This window comes from Saccharothrix australiensis (genome assembly GCF_003634935.1).
Lineage (GTDB): Bacteria > Actinomycetota > Actinomycetes > Mycobacteriales > Pseudonocardiaceae > Actinosynnema > Actinosynnema australiense.
Genome location: NZ_RBXO01000001.1, coordinates 111,539 through 128,920, shown reverse-complemented (window position 1 = coordinate 128,920; position 17,382 = coordinate 111,539). Strand labels below are relative to the sequence as shown.

18 protein-coding genes are annotated in these 17,382 nt (G+C 73.1%); 13 read left to right on the top strand and 5 right to left on the bottom strand.

The features are described 5' to 3' along the window. Positions 1-67: 67 nt before the first annotated feature. Complete coding sequence (clpB, locus tag C8E97_RS00665; RefSeq protein ID WP_121000641.1) at positions 68-2,650, top strand: ATP-dependent chaperone ClpB; 2,583 nt, start codon at positions 68-70, stop codon at positions 2,648-2,650. Positions 2,651-2,835: 185 nt separating this feature from the next. On the opposite strand, the gene C8E97_RS00660 is transcribed toward clpB, so the two are convergent. Continuing rightward, the gene (locus C8E97_RS00660; RefSeq protein WP_121000639.1) at positions 2,836-4,041 is read right to left on the bottom strand and encodes an IS110 family RNA-guided transposase; all 1,206 of its coding nucleotides are present in this window, start codon (positions 4,039-4,041) and stop codon (positions 2,836-2,838) included. A 340-nt stretch (positions 4,042-4,381) separates the two neighbouring features. On the opposite strand from C8E97_RS00660, the gene C8E97_RS00655 reads away from it, so the two are divergent. The 5 genes from C8E97_RS00655 (at position 4,382) to C8E97_RS00635 (ending at position 7,652) form a co-directional block, all read left to right on the top strand. Further along, positions 4,382-5,077, top strand: coding sequence for a type III secretion system chaperone family protein (locus C8E97_RS00655; RefSeq protein WP_121000635.1), 696 nt, complete (start codon positions 4,382-4,384; stop codon positions 5,075-5,077). After that, the gene (locus C8E97_RS00650) at positions 5,074-5,853 is read left to right on the top strand and encodes an SDR family NAD(P)-dependent oxidoreductase (RefSeq protein WP_121000633.1); all 780 of its coding nucleotides are present in this window, start codon (positions 5,074-5,076) and stop codon (positions 5,851-5,853) included. The genes C8E97_RS00655 and C8E97_RS00650 overlap by 4 nt, the downstream gene beginning before the upstream one ends. Positions 5,854-5,944: 91 nt before the next feature. Further along, positions 5,945-6,298, top strand: coding sequence for a hypothetical protein (locus tag C8E97_RS00645; protein WP_121000631.1), 354 nt, complete (start codon positions 5,945-5,947; stop codon positions 6,296-6,298). Continuing rightward, positions 6,295-7,230 carry a WXG100 family type VII secretion target gene (locus tag C8E97_RS00640; protein WP_121000629.1) on the top strand — a complete coding sequence of 312 codons (936 nt, stop codon included), beginning with the start codon at positions 6,295-6,297 and terminating at the stop codon, positions 7,228-7,230. Before C8E97_RS00645 ends, C8E97_RS00640 begins: the two co-directional genes overlap by 4 nt. Then, a complete protein-coding gene (locus C8E97_RS00635) occupies positions 7,227-7,652 on the top strand; it encodes a hypothetical protein (protein ID WP_121000627.1) in 426 nt (141 codons plus the stop codon). Before C8E97_RS00640 ends, C8E97_RS00635 begins: the two co-directional genes overlap by 4 nt. Positions 7,653-7,658: 6 nt before the next feature. Here the strand turns inward: C8E97_RS00635 and C8E97_RS00630 are convergent, their stop codons facing one another. Continuing rightward, positions 7,659-8,219, bottom strand: a complete 561-nt coding sequence (locus C8E97_RS00630; protein ID WP_121000625.1) for a hypothetical protein — start codon at positions 8,217-8,219, stop codon at positions 7,659-7,661. Positions 8,220-8,270: 51 nt separating this feature from the next. On the opposite strand from C8E97_RS00630, the gene pyrE reads away from it, so the two are divergent. The 5 genes from pyrE (at position 8,271) to C8E97_RS00605 (ending at position 11,820) form a co-directional block, all read left to right on the top strand. Continuing rightward, complete coding sequence (pyrE, locus tag C8E97_RS00625; RefSeq protein ID WP_121000623.1) at positions 8,271-8,825, top strand: orotate phosphoribosyltransferase; 555 nt, start codon at positions 8,271-8,273, stop codon at positions 8,823-8,825. Continuing rightward, on the top strand, positions 8,825-9,514 hold the full coding sequence (locus C8E97_RS00620) for a hypothetical protein (protein WP_121000621.1): 690 nt from the start codon (positions 8,825-8,827) through the stop codon (positions 9,512-9,514). Before pyrE ends, C8E97_RS00620 begins: the two co-directional genes overlap by 1 nt. A 63-nt stretch (positions 9,515-9,577) precedes the next feature. Then, positions 9,578-9,964 carry a DUF2784 domain-containing protein gene (locus tag C8E97_RS00615; RefSeq protein ID WP_121000619.1) on the top strand — a complete coding sequence of 129 codons (387 nt, stop codon included), beginning with the start codon at positions 9,578-9,580 and terminating at the stop codon, positions 9,962-9,964. Positions 9,965-10,012: 48 nt separating this feature from the next. Further along, entirely contained in the window at positions 10,013-10,705 is a 693-nt protein-coding gene (locus tag C8E97_RS00610) for a TrmH family RNA methyltransferase (RefSeq protein ID WP_121000617.1), read from the top strand. A gap of 26 nt (positions 10,706-10,731) precedes the next feature. Next, entirely contained in the window at positions 10,732-11,820 is a 1,089-nt protein-coding gene (locus C8E97_RS00605; RefSeq protein WP_121010489.1) for a glycoside hydrolase family 76 protein, read from the top strand. Positions 11,821-11,831: 11 nt separating this feature from the next. On the opposite strand, the gene C8E97_RS00600 is transcribed toward C8E97_RS00605, so the two are convergent. Further along, positions 11,832-12,788, bottom strand: coding sequence for a LacI family DNA-binding transcriptional regulator (locus C8E97_RS00600; RefSeq protein ID WP_121000615.1), 957 nt, complete (start codon positions 12,786-12,788; stop codon positions 11,832-11,834). Positions 12,789-13,099: 311 nt separating this feature from the next. Here C8E97_RS00600 and C8E97_RS00595 point away from each other — a divergent pair, with 311 nt between their 5' ends. Then, a complete protein-coding gene (locus tag C8E97_RS00595; RefSeq protein WP_342776160.1) occupies positions 13,100-13,927 on the top strand; it encodes a nucleoside/nucleotide kinase family protein in 828 nt (275 codons plus the stop codon). Here the strand turns inward: C8E97_RS00595 and C8E97_RS00590 are convergent, their stop codons facing one another. Next, positions 13,928-14,596, bottom strand: a complete 669-nt coding sequence (locus C8E97_RS00590; protein WP_121000611.1) for a DedA family protein — start codon at positions 14,594-14,596, stop codon at positions 13,928-13,930. It abuts the gene before it with no gap. Between the two features lie 128 nt (positions 14,597-14,724). Here C8E97_RS00590 and C8E97_RS00585 point away from each other — a divergent pair, with 128 nt between their 5' ends. After that, entirely contained in the window at positions 14,725-16,098 is a 1,374-nt protein-coding gene (locus tag C8E97_RS00585; protein ID WP_121000609.1) for an FAD-binding oxidoreductase, read from the top strand. Positions 16,099-16,171: 73 nt separating this feature from the next. Here the strand turns inward: C8E97_RS00585 and C8E97_RS00580 are convergent, their stop codons facing one another. Further along, positions 16,172-17,332 carry a glycoside hydrolase family 18 protein gene (locus C8E97_RS00580; RefSeq protein ID WP_121000606.1) on the bottom strand — a complete coding sequence of 387 codons (1,161 nt, stop codon included), beginning with the start codon at positions 17,330-17,332 and terminating at the stop codon, positions 16,172-16,174. Positions 17,333-17,382 lie beyond the last annotated feature (50 nt).

Below are 17,382 nucleotides of genomic sequence, written 5' to 3'. Positions count from 1 at the left end.
TTGACCGGGAGGACGGACCGGCGCCGCAGGGCCGGGCCCATGCACGACACGCCGACCGAGGTGAGGAATGGACGCTTTCAACCCGACCACGAAGACCCAGCAGGCCGTGTCCGCCGCCGTGCAGGCGGCGACCGTCGCGGGCAACCCCGACGTCAGCTCGGTCCACCTCCTCGGCGCGCTGCTGGCGCAGGGCGACGGGCTGGCCGCGCCGCTGCTGTCCGCCGTGGGCGCCGACCCCGCGCGGGTGCACGAGGAGCTGTCGACGCTGGCCCGCGCCCTCCCGGCGGCGAGCGGGTCGTCGGTGTCCGCGCCCCAGCTGTCCCGCGACGCGGTCCGCGTCCTCGGCAAGGCCCAGGAGCTGGCCACCGGGATGGGCGACGAGTACGTCTCCACCGAGCACCTGCTGGTCGGGCTGGCCGAGCACGGCGGGCAGGTGGCCGACCTGCTCAAGCGGCACGGCGCGACGCCGGACGCGCTGAAGGAGGCGTTCGGCAAGGTGCGCGGCTCGGCGCGGGTGACCAGCCCCGACCCGGAGGGCACCTACAAGGCGCTGGAGAAGTACGGCGTCGACCTGACCGCCCGCGCGCGCAAGGGCGAACTCGACCCGGTGATCGGCCGGGACGCCGAGATCCGCCGGGTGGTCCAGGTGCTGTCCCGGCGCACCAAGAACAACCCCGTCCTGATCGGCGAGCCCGGCGTCGGCAAGACCGCGATCGTGGAGGGCCTCGCGCAGCGGATCATCGCGGGCGACGTGCCCGAGTCGCTGCGCGGCAAGCGCGTCGTGGCGCTCGACCTCGGCGCGATGGTCGCGGGCGCGAAGTACCGCGGCGAGTTCGAGGAGCGCCTGAAGGCCGTGCTCAAGGAGATCACCGACTCGGCGGGCCAGGTCATCACGTTCATCGACGAGCTGCACACCATCGTGGGCGCGGGCGCGACCGGCGAGTCGGCGATGGACGCGGGCAACATGATCAAGCCGATGCTGGCGCGCGGCGAGCTGCGCATGGTCGGCGCGACCACCCTGGACGAGTACCGCGAGCACGTCGAGAAGGACCCGGCCCTGGAACGCCGGTTCCAGCAGGTCCTGGTGGGCGAGCCGTCCGTGGAGGACACGATCGGCATCCTGCGCGGCCTCAAGGACCGCTACGAGGTGCACCACGGCGTGCGCATCACCGACGCGGCCCTGGTCGCGGCGGCGACGCTGTCCGACCGCTACATCACGGCCCGGTTCCTGCCGGACAAGGCCATCGACCTGGTCGACGAGTCGGCGTCCCGGCTCCGGATGGAGATCGACTCGCGGCCCGTCGAGATCGACGAGGTCGAGCGCGCCGTCCGCCGGCTGGAGATCGAGGAGATGGCGCTCGCCAAGGAGTCCGACGACGCGTCCCGCGAGCGGTTGGCCGCGCTGCGCGCCGAGCTGGCCGAGCGGCGCGAGGCGCTGGCCGCGCTCACCGCGCGCTGGCAGAACGAGAAGGGCTCCATCGAGAAGGTCCGCGACCTGAAGGAGCGGCTGGAGCAGCTGCGCGGCGAGTCGGAGCGGGCCGAGCGCGACGGCGACCTCGGGCGGGCCGCCGAGCTCCGGTACGGCCGCATCCCCGCGCTGGAGAAGGAGCTGGAGGCCGCGACCCGGACCACCCAGGACGCGGCGGTCATGCTGAAGGAGGAGGTCGGGCCGGACGACGTCGCGGACGTCGTCAGCGCGTGGACCGGCATCCCGGCCGGCCGCCTGCTGGAGGGCGAGACGGCGAAGCTGCTGCGCATGGAGGAGGAGCTGGGCAGGCGCGTCGTCGGGCAGGCCGAGGCGGTCCGCGTGGTCTCCGACGCCGTCCGGCGCACCCGCGCGGGCGTGGCCGACCCGGACCGGCCGACCGGCAGCTTCCTGTTCCTCGGGCCGACCGGCGTCGGCAAGACCGAGCTGGCCAAGGCGCTCGCCGAGTTCCTGTTCGACGACGAGCGGGCGATGATCCGCATCGACATGAGCGAGTACTCCGAGAAGCACTCGGTGGCCCGGCTGGTCGGCGCGCCCCCCGGCTACGTCGGCTACGACCAGGGCGGCCAGCTCACCGAGAGCGTGCGCCGCCGCCCGTACAGTGTCGTGCTGCTGGACGAGGTCGAGAAGGCCCACCCGGACGTGTTCGACGTGCTGCTCCAGGTGCTGGACGACGGGCGGCTGACCGACGGCCAGGGCCGGACGGTCGACTTCCGCAACACCATCCTGGTGCTCACCTCGAACCTCGGCTCGCAGGTCATCGCGGACGCCAACCTGGACGAGCGGCAGCGCACCGACGCGGTGATGGCCGTGGTGCGGGCGCACTTCAAGCCCGAGTTCCTCAACCGGCTGGACGACGTGGTGGTGTTCCACGCGCTGGCCACCGAGGAGCTGACCTCGATCGTGGACATCCAGGTCGACCGGCTGGCGCGGCGGCTCGCCCAGCGCCGGCTGCTGCTGGAGGTGACGCCGGCGGCGCGCGAGTGGCTGGCGATCAACGGCTTCGACCCGGTGTACGGCGCGCGCCCGCTGCGGCGCCTGGTGCAGTCGTCGATCGGCGACCAACTGGCGAGGGAACTGCTGTCCGGGGAGGTCCGCGACGGCGACACGGTGGCGGTGGACGTGCTGGAAGACCAGTCGGGCCTGATCGTGGGCAGGGGGTAGGGAGAGCAGAGGCGGGCTGTGTTGGATTGCCGCTGCTTCGCAGACGGCGGGCTCGGCCGCCCTGTGGTCGGGCTGTCGCGCCTGATTTCCCGCCGATCGAAAAGCGTGATCGGCGGGAAATGAGGCGCGACAGCCCGACGGCGGCCTCGCGGCGCGGGGGATCGGGGGGTGTCCCTATGTGGTTGTCAAGCCGCAGCCGGGGCAGAAGTGGTCTCGGGGTGTCGGTAGTGGGTTTTGGTGCGGAGCATGGCGAACAGGACGTCGCAGCGTCGTCGGGCCAGGCAGATCAGGGCGGCGTTGTGTTTCTTTCCCTGGTCTCGTTTGCGCTGGTAGTAGGCCCTGCTGGTCGGGTCGGAGAGGGCGGCGAACGCGGCGAGGAAGAACGCGCGTTTGAGTTTGCGGTTGCCGGTGCGGGCCGGGTGTTCGCCCTTGATGCTGCTGCCGGAGCTGCGGGTGACGGGGGCGATGCCGGCGTAGGCGGCCAGGTGCCCGGAGGACTTGAAGGCCGAGGCGTCGCCGATCTCGAGCAGGATGCGGGCTGCGGTCCTGACCCCGATGCCGGGCATGGAGGTCAGGACCCCGGCGAGAGGGTGCGCATCGAGTATCCCTTCGACTTCGGCGGCGACCTGTTTGCGTTGCAGGAGAACGGTCTTCAGGCTGTCGGCCAGACGCGGCAGCACGGTGTCCGCTGCCGTTGTGCCGGGAACGGTGACGGTCTGTTCGTCCAGCGCGGCCAGGATCGTGGCGACCAGCTCCTCGCCGATGCGGGGCGCGTGTGCGGTGGCGATCGCGGTGAGTTTGCGGCGGCCAGCTTTGGCGATGCCGGTCGGGCCGCCGCAGCGGGACAGGATCTCCAGCACCGCCGGGTGGGTGATGCGGGGGCCGATGGCGCGTTCCAGGGCGGGGTGGACGCCGGTGAGCAGGCCGCGGATGCGGTTGGCGATCCGGGTGGCCTCGCCGGCCAGGTCGTCGTCGAACCCGACCAGCACGTCCAGCTCCGCCAGGGCGTCGTCACCGACGTCGACCGGGCGCAGGGTGTGCGGCAGGCTCCGGGCGGCGTCGGCGATGACGAACGCGTCGCGGGCGTCGGTCTTGGCCCGGCCGGGGTAGAGGTCGGCGATGCGGCGCATGGCCAGACCGGGCAGGTAGGCCACCCGGTGACCGGCCGCGCGGGCCACCGCGACCGGCAGCGCCCCGATCGTGGCGGGTTGGTCGACCACCACCAGCAGCGGCCCGTGGACGGCGAGCTTGTCGAACAACGCGCGCAGCTTCGGTTCGCTGTTGGGCAGCGGTGCGTCGTGCAGCCGCTTCCCGGCGGGGTCCAGGCCCACGGCGTGGTGTTCGCCCTTGCCCACGTCCAGGCCGAGGAACACCCCGAAAGTACTGGTCATCGGTCGTGCCGTTCGTTCGTCGCGGGTGGTCGCGCGGTGGGCATCGCAGGCCGGCACCCACGTTACGACGAGACCTGCCCGGCGGGCGGCCGTGTCCCTATCAGCGGTCCGGCGATGCCACCGGGTCCGGTGACACCACCCCCCCCCGGATCATGCCTTCGGCTGGGGGCGTCAGTCATGCCGGACCCGGCGACCACAACTCCTTGATCAGGAGCTACGAAAAAGGTAACGGGGGACAGGGGCGTAGGGGATAGGGGTGGGGGGTGGGGGTGGCGGCGTGGTGCCGACACTCGCGGCGGTGATCTTCGTTCTGCCGGCCACTGCCGCTACCCTCGCACCCGTGGGCATACCGGCGTGGGTCTGGTTCACCGTCGCCGCCGTCGCGGGCGTGGCGGGGTTCGCTCTGCTCGCCACCGACCGAGCGCAGCGCACCGCGCGCAACCGCGAGCGGCGGCGGTGGGCGGCGTTGCGCGGGTGGCAGTTCGAGGAGACCGACCACGTGCTGCCCACCCGCTGGGAGAGCGGCGCGATCGCGTACTACGGCACGGGCGTGGCGAAGGACGTGGTGGCGGGCTCGACGTTCACCGCGGACGGCCGCCGCCAGGTCTACGTGCTCGACCACGAGACCGGCGGCAAGGTCAACTCGGTGCTGGTCGGCGTGCGCTGCCGGCGCGCGCTCGGCGTGGTGGTCGAGCTGTGGCTGCCGAGCGTGCCGTTCCAGCGCGACCAGATGCCCGACCTGCTCGGGCCGGTCGGCTCGCGGTACGCGTTCGTCGGCGAGCTGGCCGCCGCCCGCAGGCTGATCACCCCGGACCTGGTGGACGCCGCCGAGGAGATCGGCGCGGACGTCACCGTGGTCTGGCTGGAGAACGACTGGGTGCTGGCCGCCGCGCCGCCGAACTCGACGCCCGCCCGCCTGGAGAGACTGCTGCGAGACCTCGGGGAGTTGGCAGACGTGGTCGACCCGTTCGACGCCGATCCGGAGCTCGAAGCCGGCGGCGAGGTCCACCGCCCGCAGTTCGGGCGCAAGTCGTGACGCCGCCGCTCGCCCTGGTCACCGGCGCGACGGCGGGCCTCGGCGCCGCGTTCGCGCGCAGGCTCGCCGCCGAGGGCCACGACCTGGTGCTGGTCGCCCGCACCGCGGACCGGCTGGAGAAGACCGCCGCCGGGCTGCGCGAGCGGCACGGTGTCGCCGTCGACGTGCTGCCCGCCGACCTCGCCTCGGCGGAGGACCGCGCGGGGGTCGAGCGCGTGCTGGAGACCCGCCCGTTCGACCTCCTGGTGAACAACGCCGGGTTCGCTATTTCGGGTGAATTCTTCGACGCCGACGCGGACCGGCTCCAGGGCCAGCTCGACGTCAACGTCACCAGCGTGCTGCGGCTGACCCGCGCCGCGCTGCCCGGCATGGTGCGCCGCCGCCGCGGCGCGGTGGTCAACGTGTCGAGCGTCGCGGGCTTCCTGCCCGGCCGCGGCTCGACCTACAGCGCCGACAAGGCGTGGGTGACGGCGTTCTCCGAGGGCATGGCGCAGGCGACGGCGGGCACCGGCGTCCGCGTGCTCGCCCTGTGCCCCGGTTTCGTGCACACCGAGTTCCACGAGCGGGCGCGCATCGACATGTCCGGGACGCCGGAGTTCCTCTGGCTGGACGCCGACCGCGTCGTGCACGACTGCCTCGCCGACCTGCGCGCCGGGCGGCAGCTGTCCATACCGGGGCTCCAGTACAAGGCCATCACCACGCTGAGCAGGCTCGTCCCGCGCCCGCTGCTGCGCGCCCTGGCGTCCCGCGCGGCGGGCGCGCGCGGTCGCACCTGACCGCCGCGCGCCGATTCCCCGCGAACGGTGGGAACCCGGCGGCCGTTCGGACCGTCCCACTCCGGCGCATCGGAGGAGGAGGGAGCGGTCTATGGGCGACGGTTTCAAGGTCGAGCCTGCGGAGTTGCACGGGTACGGCGAGCTGCTGACCCGCAACGCACAGCACTTCCTGACCATCAAGGACCACGCGGTCACCAAGGGCGGTGACACGGCGGGCTTCACCGGCCTGCTCTCGCTGCTGCACCCGGTCGTGACCGGCGTCGCGAACCTCTACGGCGAGACGCTGGACTTCGCGAACCGGATGATGACCAGGGAGGCCGAGGGGCTGACCAAGGCCGCCGACCTGTACGCCAAGGGCGAGGAGGCCGCGCTGGGCGTCCTCGACCAGGTCCTGGCCAAGCTGGCCGAGGCCGCGGACGCGCCGGTGCTCGGGGGTGGCCGGTGACCGCGTACGCCGACGTCGAGGACCCCTCCGCCGCGCTCCGGGCCGCCGCCGAGGACCGGCCGGGCAGGCAGACCACCAAGGAGCTGATCGAGAAGGCCGGCTGGAAGATCCAGGGCGTCAACTGGATCTACGAGAAGGTCACCGGGGAGAACCTGGTCGAGTCGCTGATCAACCCGCTGCTGGGCGACTTCGAGAAGATCGACGCCAACGCCAACGCGTGGGACCAGGTGTCGAAGGCCCTGGACTCCGTGCGGCACAACGTGGGCGCGGGCGTCGAGCAGCTGTCCCCGCACTGGGAGGGCGACGCGGCGCAGGCGTTCGAGCAGCGCATGAGCACCATGTGGGTGCTCGCCATCGAGGCGGACTCGCAGGTCGCGCGCATCATCGGCAACAAGTTCCAGTCGCTGGCGTCGACCTGCCGCACGGCCACCAGCCTCGCGCTGACCCTGCTGGACAAGCTGGTCACCAAGCTGATGGAAGCCGTGCTGATGGCGCCCATCCCGGTGGTCGGCTGGGGCAAGGCGGTGTGGATGGTCTACGACGCCATCCAGATCGTGGACGCCATCCGCAAGATCATCCTCTCCATCCAGACCATCATCGAGGGCGTCCAGGGCATGGTGGACGGCATCGTCGCGATGGGCACCGCGTTGGCCAAGCTCAAGGACGTGCGCGACGTCAACGACCTGCTCGACGTGGTCGACGGCGTGCAGGACGGCAAGCAGAAGTTCGACAACGGCAAGTCGGCCGTGAAGTCCGGCGCGTTCAGCCTCGCGCTGGACGGCTACGGGCTGAAGGGTGCCGTCGGCGGCACGGGCCGGTACAGCGCGGGCGGGTCCGGTGGCGGTGGCGGCGGCACCGGCGGTGGTGGCACCGGTGGCGGCGGCGCTCCCGCGCCCGCCCCGAGCGGCGCCGGTGGCGGTGGTGGGCAGTGACCTTCCCCTACGACCGGGCTCGGCTGGAGGCGCTGGTCGCCGAGGTCGACAAGCGCATGTCGGACGCGGAGCGGGTCTCGCGCGAGGCCGCCGGGGTGCAGCTGAGGACCAAGGGGCTGTCCGAGGCGGACTACGCCGAGATCTCCCGGTACGCCTCCGGCCCCGGCGCGCCGAGGGAGCTGCGCGACCTCGCCCGCCGGGTCGAGGCGGGCGAGCTGACCTGGCAGGACGTCGCGTCCGGCGAGCGGGCGGGCGACGAGGGCGTGCAGCGCGCGTTGCAGGCGGGCGTGCCCGAGCTGCAACGGGCCTACCGGGCGCTCCAGGAGGGCCACGACCCCGAGGACGTCGCCGCCGCGGGCAACCCGCGCCGCGGTCGCGACGACGACGACGAACCGGGGCAGTTCACCGAGGACGCCTGGTAGCGCCGGTCAGGCGGCGGGGAAGTCGAACCCGCCGCCACCGGTGTGGCTGGTGCCGACGCCGCGCACCACGTCGAACGCCAGCCCCACCGCGAGCGCCAGCGTCCGCGCCGGCTCGGGCGTGCCGGGGCGCACGTGCAGCACGTCCCGGCGCACCCGCCGGCCGTCCCGCTTGGCGATCGCGCCCTGCGTGAAGCCGGCGACGTCGCCGAAGTAGCAGATCCGCTGCCCGGACGGGTCGAGCAGCGCGTAGTGGCTGCGGCTCTCCCGGCGCACCGAGCCCAGCGGCGCGCCGTCCGGTCGGGACACCCGCGTGGGCGGCTTGCCCGGTCCTTTCCGGACCAGCAGCAGCGGCTGCCCGAGGTGCGACACCACCAGGTCGAACGTCGTGCGACCGGAGAAACCCGTGGTGCGGAGGAGCTTGCGCAGCGGCCCGAGCCCCTTGCGGTCCGCCGCCACCGCCACCGGCGCGCCGTGCTCGGTGTAGGCGCGGGTCTCGTAGCGGGTGCCGAACAGGTGCCGGGCGGCGCCCCACGGCTGCTCGATGATCAGGGTGTCGGGAAGCGTCACGGTGTGCCAGCGTACGGGCGTATGACAGTCTTGGACCCCGTGCGAACTGAAGTGGTTCTGGACTCCGGCGCCAAGGCCGAACTGGCGCGGTTGGTGAGCGAGTTGGCCGTCGTGCACGGCAAGGTGACGTTGTCCTCGGGCGCCGAGGCCGACTACTACATCGACCTGCGCCGCGCGACGCTGCACCACGCCGCGGCCCCGCTGATCGGCAGGCTCCTCCGCCAGCTCACCGCCGACTGGGACTTCGTCGCGGCGGGCGGCCTCACGCTGGGCGCGGACCCCGTGGCCTGCGCGATGATGCACGCGGCGGCGGCGGCCGGCGACGTGCTGGACGCGTTCGTGGTGCGCAAGGCGACCAAGCAGCACGGCATGCAGCGCCGGATCGAGGGCATCGAGGTCGCCGGCCAGCGCGTGCTCGCGGTGGAGGACACCTCGACGACGGGGAGCAGCGTGCTCACGGCCGTCGAGGCCCTGCGCGAGGCGGGCGCGCACGTGGTGGGCGTCGCGACCGTCGTCGACCGCGCCACCGGCGCGCGTGAGGTGATCGAGGCCGAGGGCCTGCCGTACCGCTACCTGCTGGACCTCGCCGACCTCGGCTTGGCCTGATGGTCGGCGTCCTCCTGCTGGTGCTGCTCGTGGCGGTCCTCGCGGTGGGGATCGCCGTGGGGCTGTCGCGGCGCAGGCGCCACCCGGTCGCGAACCAGGGGTTCGCGACCGAGTGGGAGCAGCGGATGCGGGCCCTGGAAGCGGCCCTCGGCTGGCGGTTCGTCGCCGAGGACCAGGGCTTCCCGGAACGCGTGCCGCAGCTCGGCCGGCTGCTGGAGGCCGACCGCAGCCGGGTGAAGTCCCAGCTCGTCGGCCACTGGCGCGGCGTGCCCGTGCTGGCGGTCGAGGTGGTGCTGCGCGCGGACAACGCGGTGACCGCGGCGTACCGGACGTACTCGGTGGTCGTCGTGCCGCGCCCGATGCCTGGCCCGTGGGTGCTGATCAGCCCGCGCGAGGACCGCGCGTGGGGCCTGTTCGAGCAGCCCGTGGCGACCGGCGACCCGGCGTTCGACGCGCGCTACGAGGTGCGCCGCAAGAACCCGGCGTTCGCCTCGGCGCTGCTGGGCTCCGGCCTGACCGCCGCGCTGCTCCAGGACCCGCGGGCGAACGGCACCGCGATCGCGTTCGACGAGCACAACCTCGCGGCGGCCGTGCCCGGACCGGTGCTCCAGGCGCCGCTCGGGCACCTCGCCGACCTGCTGCTGGACGTCGCGGCGGGCGTGCCGTGGCAGGCGCTGCCGCGCGGGTGACGCGCGTTATATGCCGCGCACGGCACCACACCGCGGCCTACTCTGGGGTGCAGGGAGGTCGCTATGGTCGCGTGGGCGCTGGCCGATCTGGTCATGGTGGTCCACTTCGGGGTGCTCCTGTTCCTGGTGGTGGGCGGCTTCCTGGCCTGGCGGACGCCCTGGCTGATCTACCCCCACGTCGCGATGGCCGCGTGGGGCCTGCTGGTCGTGCTGTTCCCGGTGGCCTGCCCGTTGACGTGGCTGGAGAACACCTTCCGGGTCGCCGCCGGTCGACCCGAGCTGACCAGCGGTTTCATCGACACCTACCTCGACGGCGTGCTGTACCCGGAGTCGGCCGCCGGCACCGTGCAGCTGGTGGTCGGCCTCGCGGTCGCCGCCTCGTGGGCCGGGTTCTGCCTGCGGCGGCGGGCCGCGCACGCGGCGCCGCACCGCACCGAGGCGTGCCGCTGACGGCCGAGCCCCGGCGGTGCGCGCCGCCCGGCCGAGCATGATGGTCCGGTGAAGGTGACGTTGGAGGGTTTCCACGCGGTCAAGCACGCCCTGCGGTTCGGGGCCGTCGTGGCGCCCGTGGTGGTGCTCGACCGCGCCGGGGCGGTGGCCCTCGCCCGGTCCCACGCGCCCGACCTGGTGGACGTCTTCGCCGAGCGCGCCACCGAGGTCGACGCGGCCGGGTTCGTCCGGGTGATCGGCCGGTCGCACCCGACCGGGGTGGGCGGGCTCGCCGAGCGGCCCGCGCGGCGGGTCGACGCCGCCGGGCGCACCGCGCCGCTGGTGCTGCTGGACAACCCCCGCAACCCCGGCAACCTCGGGGCGGTGGTCCGCGTGGCCGCCGGGCTGGGCGCGAGCGGGGTCGTCTCGCTCGGCGACGTCGACCCGTGGCACCCGGCCGTGCTGCGGGGCAGCGCGGGGCTGCACTTCGCGCTGCCGGTGGACCGGCTCGACTCGGTGGCCGACGTGGCGGGCGAGGTGATCGCGTTCGACGCCGGCGGGGAGGCCCTGCGCGACGCCCGGCTGCCGGACGACGCGGTGCTGGCGTTCGGCTCGGAGCGGCACGGGCTGTCCGCCGCGGTGCGGGCGCGGGCCGACCGGGTCGTGTCGCTGCCGATGCGGCCGAAGGTGTCCAGCTACAACCTGACGACGAGCGTGGGCATGGCCCTCTACCACTGGGAACTGTTCCGACGAGCGTCTTGATCGGTCAAGCGCGGAAGCTGGGTTTCGTGACGCCGCCCAAGCTCCTCGCCGCCCGTGCGGGCGTCGCCGAACGTGCCGTCGAATCCCGTCACCTCCGACGCGTGTGGGGGCTGCCCGGCACGCGCCTCGGCTCCGCCGGCTGGCCGGTCGACTGGGCGTCCCGCGCGCACGTCCGGTTCGGCTACTGGTGGCAGGCGCACCTGCTCGACTGCCTCCTCGACGCCCAGCTCCGCGCGCCCTCCGCCGCCCGCCTGCGCGTCGTCCGGCGGCTGGTGCGCGGTATCCGGGTGCGCAACGTCGTCGGCTGGACGAACGACTTCTACGACGACGTCGCGTGGCTCGGGCTGGCGCTCCAGCGGGCCGCCGACGCGGGCGTCGCGAAGCCCAAGGCGGTCGACGCCATCGCGCGCAGGCTGCGCTCAGGGTGGACCGACCACGCCGGCGGCGGCATCTGGTGGAAGCGCCACGACGACTTCAAGAACGTGCCCGCCAACGGGCCGGCGGCGATCTTCTTCGCCCGGCTCGCCCGCCGCGGCGGCGAGCGCACCGACCTCGGCCGCGCCCGGTCCATCGCGGACTGGGTCGAGGACAACCTGCTGGACGACGAGACCGGGCTGTACTGGGACGGCCTGCACGTCCACCCGGACGGCTCGGTCCGCGAGGTCGAGCGGAACCTCTACACCTACTGCCAGGGCGTGATGCTCGGCGCGTGCGTCGAACTCGGCGGCGACCGGTACGCCGACCGGGCCGCGCGGATCATCACGGCCGTGGACAAGGTGCTCGCCACCGACGGCGTGGTGCGCGGCCAGGGCGGCGGCGACGGCGGGCTGTTCGGCGGGATCCTGGTGCGCTACCTCGCGCTCGCGGCGCTGCGGCTCGACCGGCCGGAGGCGGAGCGCGCCGCGGAACTCGTGTTCTCCTCGGCCGAGGCGGCGTGGTCGAACCGCCTGATGGTGGTCAGCGGACCGCTGTTCGGTCCGGAGTGGACGGAACGGGCGATGCGGCCGGTCAACGGCGGCGCCGAACGGGACCTGTCCGTCCAGCTCGGCGGCTGGATGGCGTTGGAGGCGGCGGCCCTGTTGGAGCGCAACGGCTTCCCGCCGCCGCGGTGGTGAAGGTACCCGCGCTAGCGGCACCCGCAGGACTGACGGTGCCGGAACGCGGGCGGCAGGCGGATCGTCTCCGGCGCGCGGTCCGGTTCCGCGATGCGGGCCAGCAGCAGCCGGACGGCGGTGCGGCCGATCTCCTCCACCGGCTGCGCCATGCTGGTCAGCGGCGGGTCGACCAGCTCGGCCCACTCCACCTCGTCGTAGGTCACCAGGGCCAGGTCCGCGCCGATCCGCACGCCCCGCGCGCGGGCCGTGCGCACCACCTCCACCAGCACCTGGTGGTCGCCCACCACGACCGCCGACACCCGGCCCAGCAACGGGTCGAGCGCGCCCGCGACCAGCTCCTCGTCCCACGCCAGGCCGGCGCGGCCCAGCCCGAGCCGGTAGCCCAGCACGCGCTCGTCGGTGGTCGCGAGCCCCGGCGTGCCGGTGACCAGGCCGATCCGCCGGTGCCCCAGCTCGGCGAGGTGCCGCACCAGCGCCGACGTGGCCTGCACGTTCTCCGGGCCCACCTGGTCCAGGTCGCGGGCCACCGTCAGCCGGTCCACCAGCACCGTCGGCACGCCCAGCCGGCGCAGCTCGGGCAGCGCCGCGGACCCGGAGGTCGGGGTGAGCAGCACCCCGTCGACCCGGCGGGACCGCAGCATCCGGACGGCGGCCCGCTCCGACTCGGCGGAGTCGCGCGTGTCGATCAGGACCAGCGTGTACCCGGCGGCGGTGGCCTCGCCCTCGATGGCGGCGATCAGCTCGGCGAAGTACGGGTGCGACACCAGCGACACGGCGAGGCCGAGCGACTTCGTGCCGCCGGTGACCAGCGAGCGGGCGATGGCGTCACCCGTGTAGCCGGTCTCGGCGATGGCCCGGAGCACCCGCTCCCTGGTGCTCGACGCCACCGACCGGGTCTCGTTGACGACGTGCGAGACCGTGGTGATGGAGACGCCCGCCAACGCGGCGACCTCCTTCATGGTGACCATCGAGACCCCTGTGTTGGATTGCCGCTGTGTTGGATTGCCGCTGCTCCGCAGACGGCGGGCGAGGCCGCCTGGGAGTCGGCCCATCACGCCTGATTTTCTGTCGATCATAAAGCGCGATCGACAGAAAATGAGCCGTGACAGGCCGACGCGGCTGTGCCTGGTGGCCGCTGCTCCGCAGGCGGCGGCGAGGCCGCTTGGTGGTCGGTCCATCGCGGCTGATTCGCCGCCGATCATAAAGCGCGATCGTCGGCGAATGAGCCGCGACAGACCGACGCGGCCTCGCGGTGCGGGGACAGGTGAGGACAGTTCGGATGTGGTTGTCGCGGGGAGCGTCCGGGTGCGGTCTTGGGCCGAGTCGGGGACAGGACCGGCCTTGCTCCCGCGCCGCGAGGCCGCGTCGGCCTGTCGGGTCTCATTTCCCGACGATCATGCTTTTCGATCGGCGGGAAATCAGACCCGACAGGCCGACTTTCAGGCGGCCGAGCCCGCCGTCTGCGGAGCAGCGGCAAAATAACACAGTGCTGTTCAGCGAGTTGGTCGATCGGGCTCGGGGGCTGGCGGGCTCCGGGGAGCGGCGGTTGTTGGGGATCGGGGGTGCGCCCGGTTCGGGGAAGTCGACGTTGGCCCGGCGGTTGGTCGGTGCGTTGGGTGGCCTGGCCGTCCTCGTGGAGATGGACGGGTTCCACTTGGCGCAGAAGGAGTTGGAGCGGCTCGGCATCGCCGATCGCAAGGGCGCGCCGGACACGTTCGACATCTCCGGGTACGTGGACCTGCTCGGCCGGCTGAAGGCGTGCGGGCCCGACGTGGTCTACGCGCCGGAGTTCCGCCGCGAGATCGAGGAGCCGGTGGCGTGCGCCGTGCCGGTGCCGCCGGACGTGCCGCTGGTGGTGACCGAGGGCAACTACCTCCTCCTCCAGTACGACAAGTGGCAGGGCGTGCGCACCGTGCTGGACGAGGCGTGGTTCCTGCTGGTCGACGAGGACGTGCGGGTGGCCCGGCTGATCGACCGGCACGTGCGGTACGGGCGCTCGGTGGACGAGGCCCGCGAACGCGTGCTCAACGGCCCGGACCACGTCAACGCGCTGCTGGTCAACGCCTCGAAGTCGACCGCCGACCTGCTGATCACCGACCTGCGCTAGCTAGGCGTTGGTCGAACCGACCTCTTCCTCGACCGGCTTGCGCATCTCCTGGCGGTACCGGTAGAGGCCGTAGGCGGTGCCGACGACGAAGAACGCCACGCTCAGGACCACGGCCGCCGTCTGCAACCACGGCACGGAGTTGAGCAGGCCCGCGCCGTAGTAGCCCGCCAGGACCAGGGTCGGCACCCACGCCAGCGCGCCGACGGTGGTGGCCAGCATGAACCTGCGCGGGTCCATGCCCGCCGCGCCGGCGATCATCGGGGCGAGCGTCCGCACCCAGGGGATCCAGCGGGCCAGCACGATGGCCAGGAAGCCGCGCCGGTCCAGGAAGTCGCGCGCCTTGTCGAGCTTCTCCCGGCTGAGCACCTTGCCGCCGCGCCTGGCGAGGAGCCTGGTCCCGGTGTGCCGACCGACGTAGTAGCCGATCTGGTTCCCGACCACGGCGACGACCATGGCGGCGACCGAGAGCAGCCACGCGCTCAGCTCGCCGTCGTGCTGCGCGAGCACGACGCCTGCGGCGAACAGCAGCGAGTCGCCGGGCAGGAACAGGCCGAAGATGAACGCGCACTCGAAGAACACGAAGCTCAGCGTGATGAGCCACACGGCCAGCGGGCCGGCGGTCTCCAGGGGAGCGAACGCGACGACTTCGGACGATGCGGACAACACCACGGCCCCACCCTACGTGGCCGCCCACCGCGTTCAGGGCGACTCCGGGCGAACGCTCGTCGAAAGCTCGGCTTCGGGTTCGCTCCGAAGTCGTCCGGACACGGAGCGTCCCAGCGGGTTACCGTGGCGGTATGGAGGCCCTGCTCACCGAACTGCGCGCGGCCGTGGGCTCGGACGCGGTGCTGACGGACGCCGACGTGACGGTCGCGTACCAGCGCGACATGATGCCGCTCGCGCCGTACGGGCAGCCCTTGGCGGTGGTGCTGCCGTCGTCCACCGAGCAGGTGCAGGCCGTGGTGCGGGCGTGCGCGGCGCACCGGACGCCCATCGTGCCGCGCGGCGCGGGCAGCGGGCTGTCGGGCGCGGCGAACGCGATCGACGGGTGTGTGGTGCTGGTCACCACGAAGATGAACGCCATCGTCGAGGTCGACCCGGACAACCGGCTGGCCGTCGTGGAGCCGGGTGTGGTGAACCTCGACCTGCGCGCCGCCGTCGAGAAGCACGGCCTGTTCTACCCGCCCGACCCGTCCAGCTACGACTGGTGCACGATCGGCGGGAACCTCTCCACCAACGCGGGCGGCCTGTGCTGCGTCAAGTACGGCGTCACGACCGACTCGGTGCTGGGCGTCGAGGTGGTGCTGGCCGACGGCTCGCTGCTGAAGACGGGGCGGCGCACCGTCAAGGGCGTCGCCGGGTACGACCTGACCAAGCTGTTCGTCGGCAGCGAGGGCACCCTGGGCGTCATCACGCGGGCCACCCTCGCGCTGCGGCCGTTGCCGCAGGCGCCGTCGACGCTGGTGGCGACGTTCGACACCACGGTGGCGGCGGGCGCCGCGGTGGCGCGGGTGGTGCGCGAGGGCGTCGTGCCGTCGCTGATGGAGATCATGGACCGCACGTCCATCAAGGCCGTCGAGCAGTACCTGAAGACCGACCTGAACGCCGACGCGGCGCTGCTGCTCTGCCAGTCCGACTCCGGCGGCGAGGCCGCCCGGCGGGAGCTGGCCGCCATCGAGCAGGTGTGCGCCGACTCGGGCGCGGTGCTGACCTACGTGACGGACGACCTGGCCGAGGGGCGCGACCTGCTGACCGCGCGCCGGTCGGTGCTGATGGCGCTGGAGCTGTACGGCGCGTGGCTGACCGACGACGTGTGCGTGCCCCGGAACCGGATCGCCGACCTGATCGCGGGGTGCGAGCTGATCAGCGCGGAGGCGGGGCTGCGGATCGCGGTCACCGGGCACGCCGGCGACGGCAACATGCACCCGACGATCGTGTACGACCCGTCCTCGGCGGACGAGTTCGCGCGGGCGCGCGCGGCGTTCGACCGGATTCTGGGGCTGGGGCTGGAGCTGGGCGGCACGATCACCGGCGAGCACGGCGTCGGCAAGATCAAGCGGGAGTGGCTGGCCACCGAGATCGGGCCGGTCGGCCTGCGGGTGCACCGCGGGATCAAGCAGGCGCTGGACCCGGGGAACCTGTTCAACCCCGGTTCGATGTTCAGCCCGTGACGCCGGGGCGTCCGGTGCCCGGTGTCCGGTGCCCGGTTCGCCCGGTGGGCCGGGTCGTGCGCGGTACCGGTGCTCAGCCCGTGAACGGGCGGGCCATCGCGGTCAGCAGGCTGTGCCGCGCGTCGTCCTGGCCGAGTTCCCACATGAACGCGCCGCGCAGGCCGCGCTGCTTGGCGTACCGGGCGCGGAGCCCGATGGAACGTGCGTCCTCGAAGCTCACGAACTTGCGCTCGGCCGCGTTGTAGAGCCACGGCGACCGCGCCACGGGGTGCCAGTACTCGCGCCAGCCCGGTGACGCCTTCAGCCGCTCGACCGCCTCCACCCCGTCGACCCAGAACGTGCTCTCGTAGGGCTGGTACAGGCCGTGGTCCGGCCCCTCCTGCCGCACCTGGAAGCCCCGGCCGTAGAACGGCGTGCCGAGCACGAGCTTGTGCGCGGGCACCCCGTGGCGCAGGTAGTAGTCGACCGCGCCCGCCACGTTGTTCCAGCGGCGGTCGGCCCGGGGCATCGGGTCTTCGCGGACCTCGCGCAGTGGCGCGTTGAACGTCGACACGGGCGAGAAGCCGGTGCCCATGTCGTAGGTCATGAGGGCGACGAGGTCCAGCTCCCGGCCCAGCGCGCCCAGCTCGAAGCTGCGGGCGGGGTCGTAGGGGCCGTCGGTCTGCAACCGGCCGGTGGGCAGGGCCGCGGTGACGAGGCTGCCGCGGGGCAGTTGGCGGCGGAACTCGCGGACCAGGTGGGTCATGTTGCGCCGGTCCGCCGGGCGGTCGGTGATCTCCGTCGGCCCGCCGTAGACGGGGAACTCCCAGTCGACGTCCACCCCGTCGAAGACGCCCTCGTGCCGCTCGAAGAACAGCTCCGCGCAGGACGCCACGAACGCCCGCCGCGACTCCGGGGTCAGCGCCGCGTCGGAGAAGCCGCCCGCGCCCCAGCCGCCGATGGAGATCAGGGCCTTCAGCGACGGCTTGCGGCGCTTGAGGTCCAGGATGTCGGCGAAGTCCTCGGCGGCGGTGGGCGCGGTGACGACGCACCGGCCGTCCTCGATGGTCGAGAACGCGTAGAACAGGTGCGTGATCGGGGTGTCCGACGGGATGCCGGAGATCGGTTCGGACGCGCTGAACCAGTTGCCGTAGTACGCGCCGACGACGGCGCGCGGCGCGGCTGCCGCCGGCACCGAGGCGCCGGTCACCACGAGCAGGAGGGCCGCGCACGCGGCGAGGGCGTTCCGAAGCACCCCTCAACTGGTACAGACCACTGCGGGGCGCGGTCAACCGCTGATCAGGG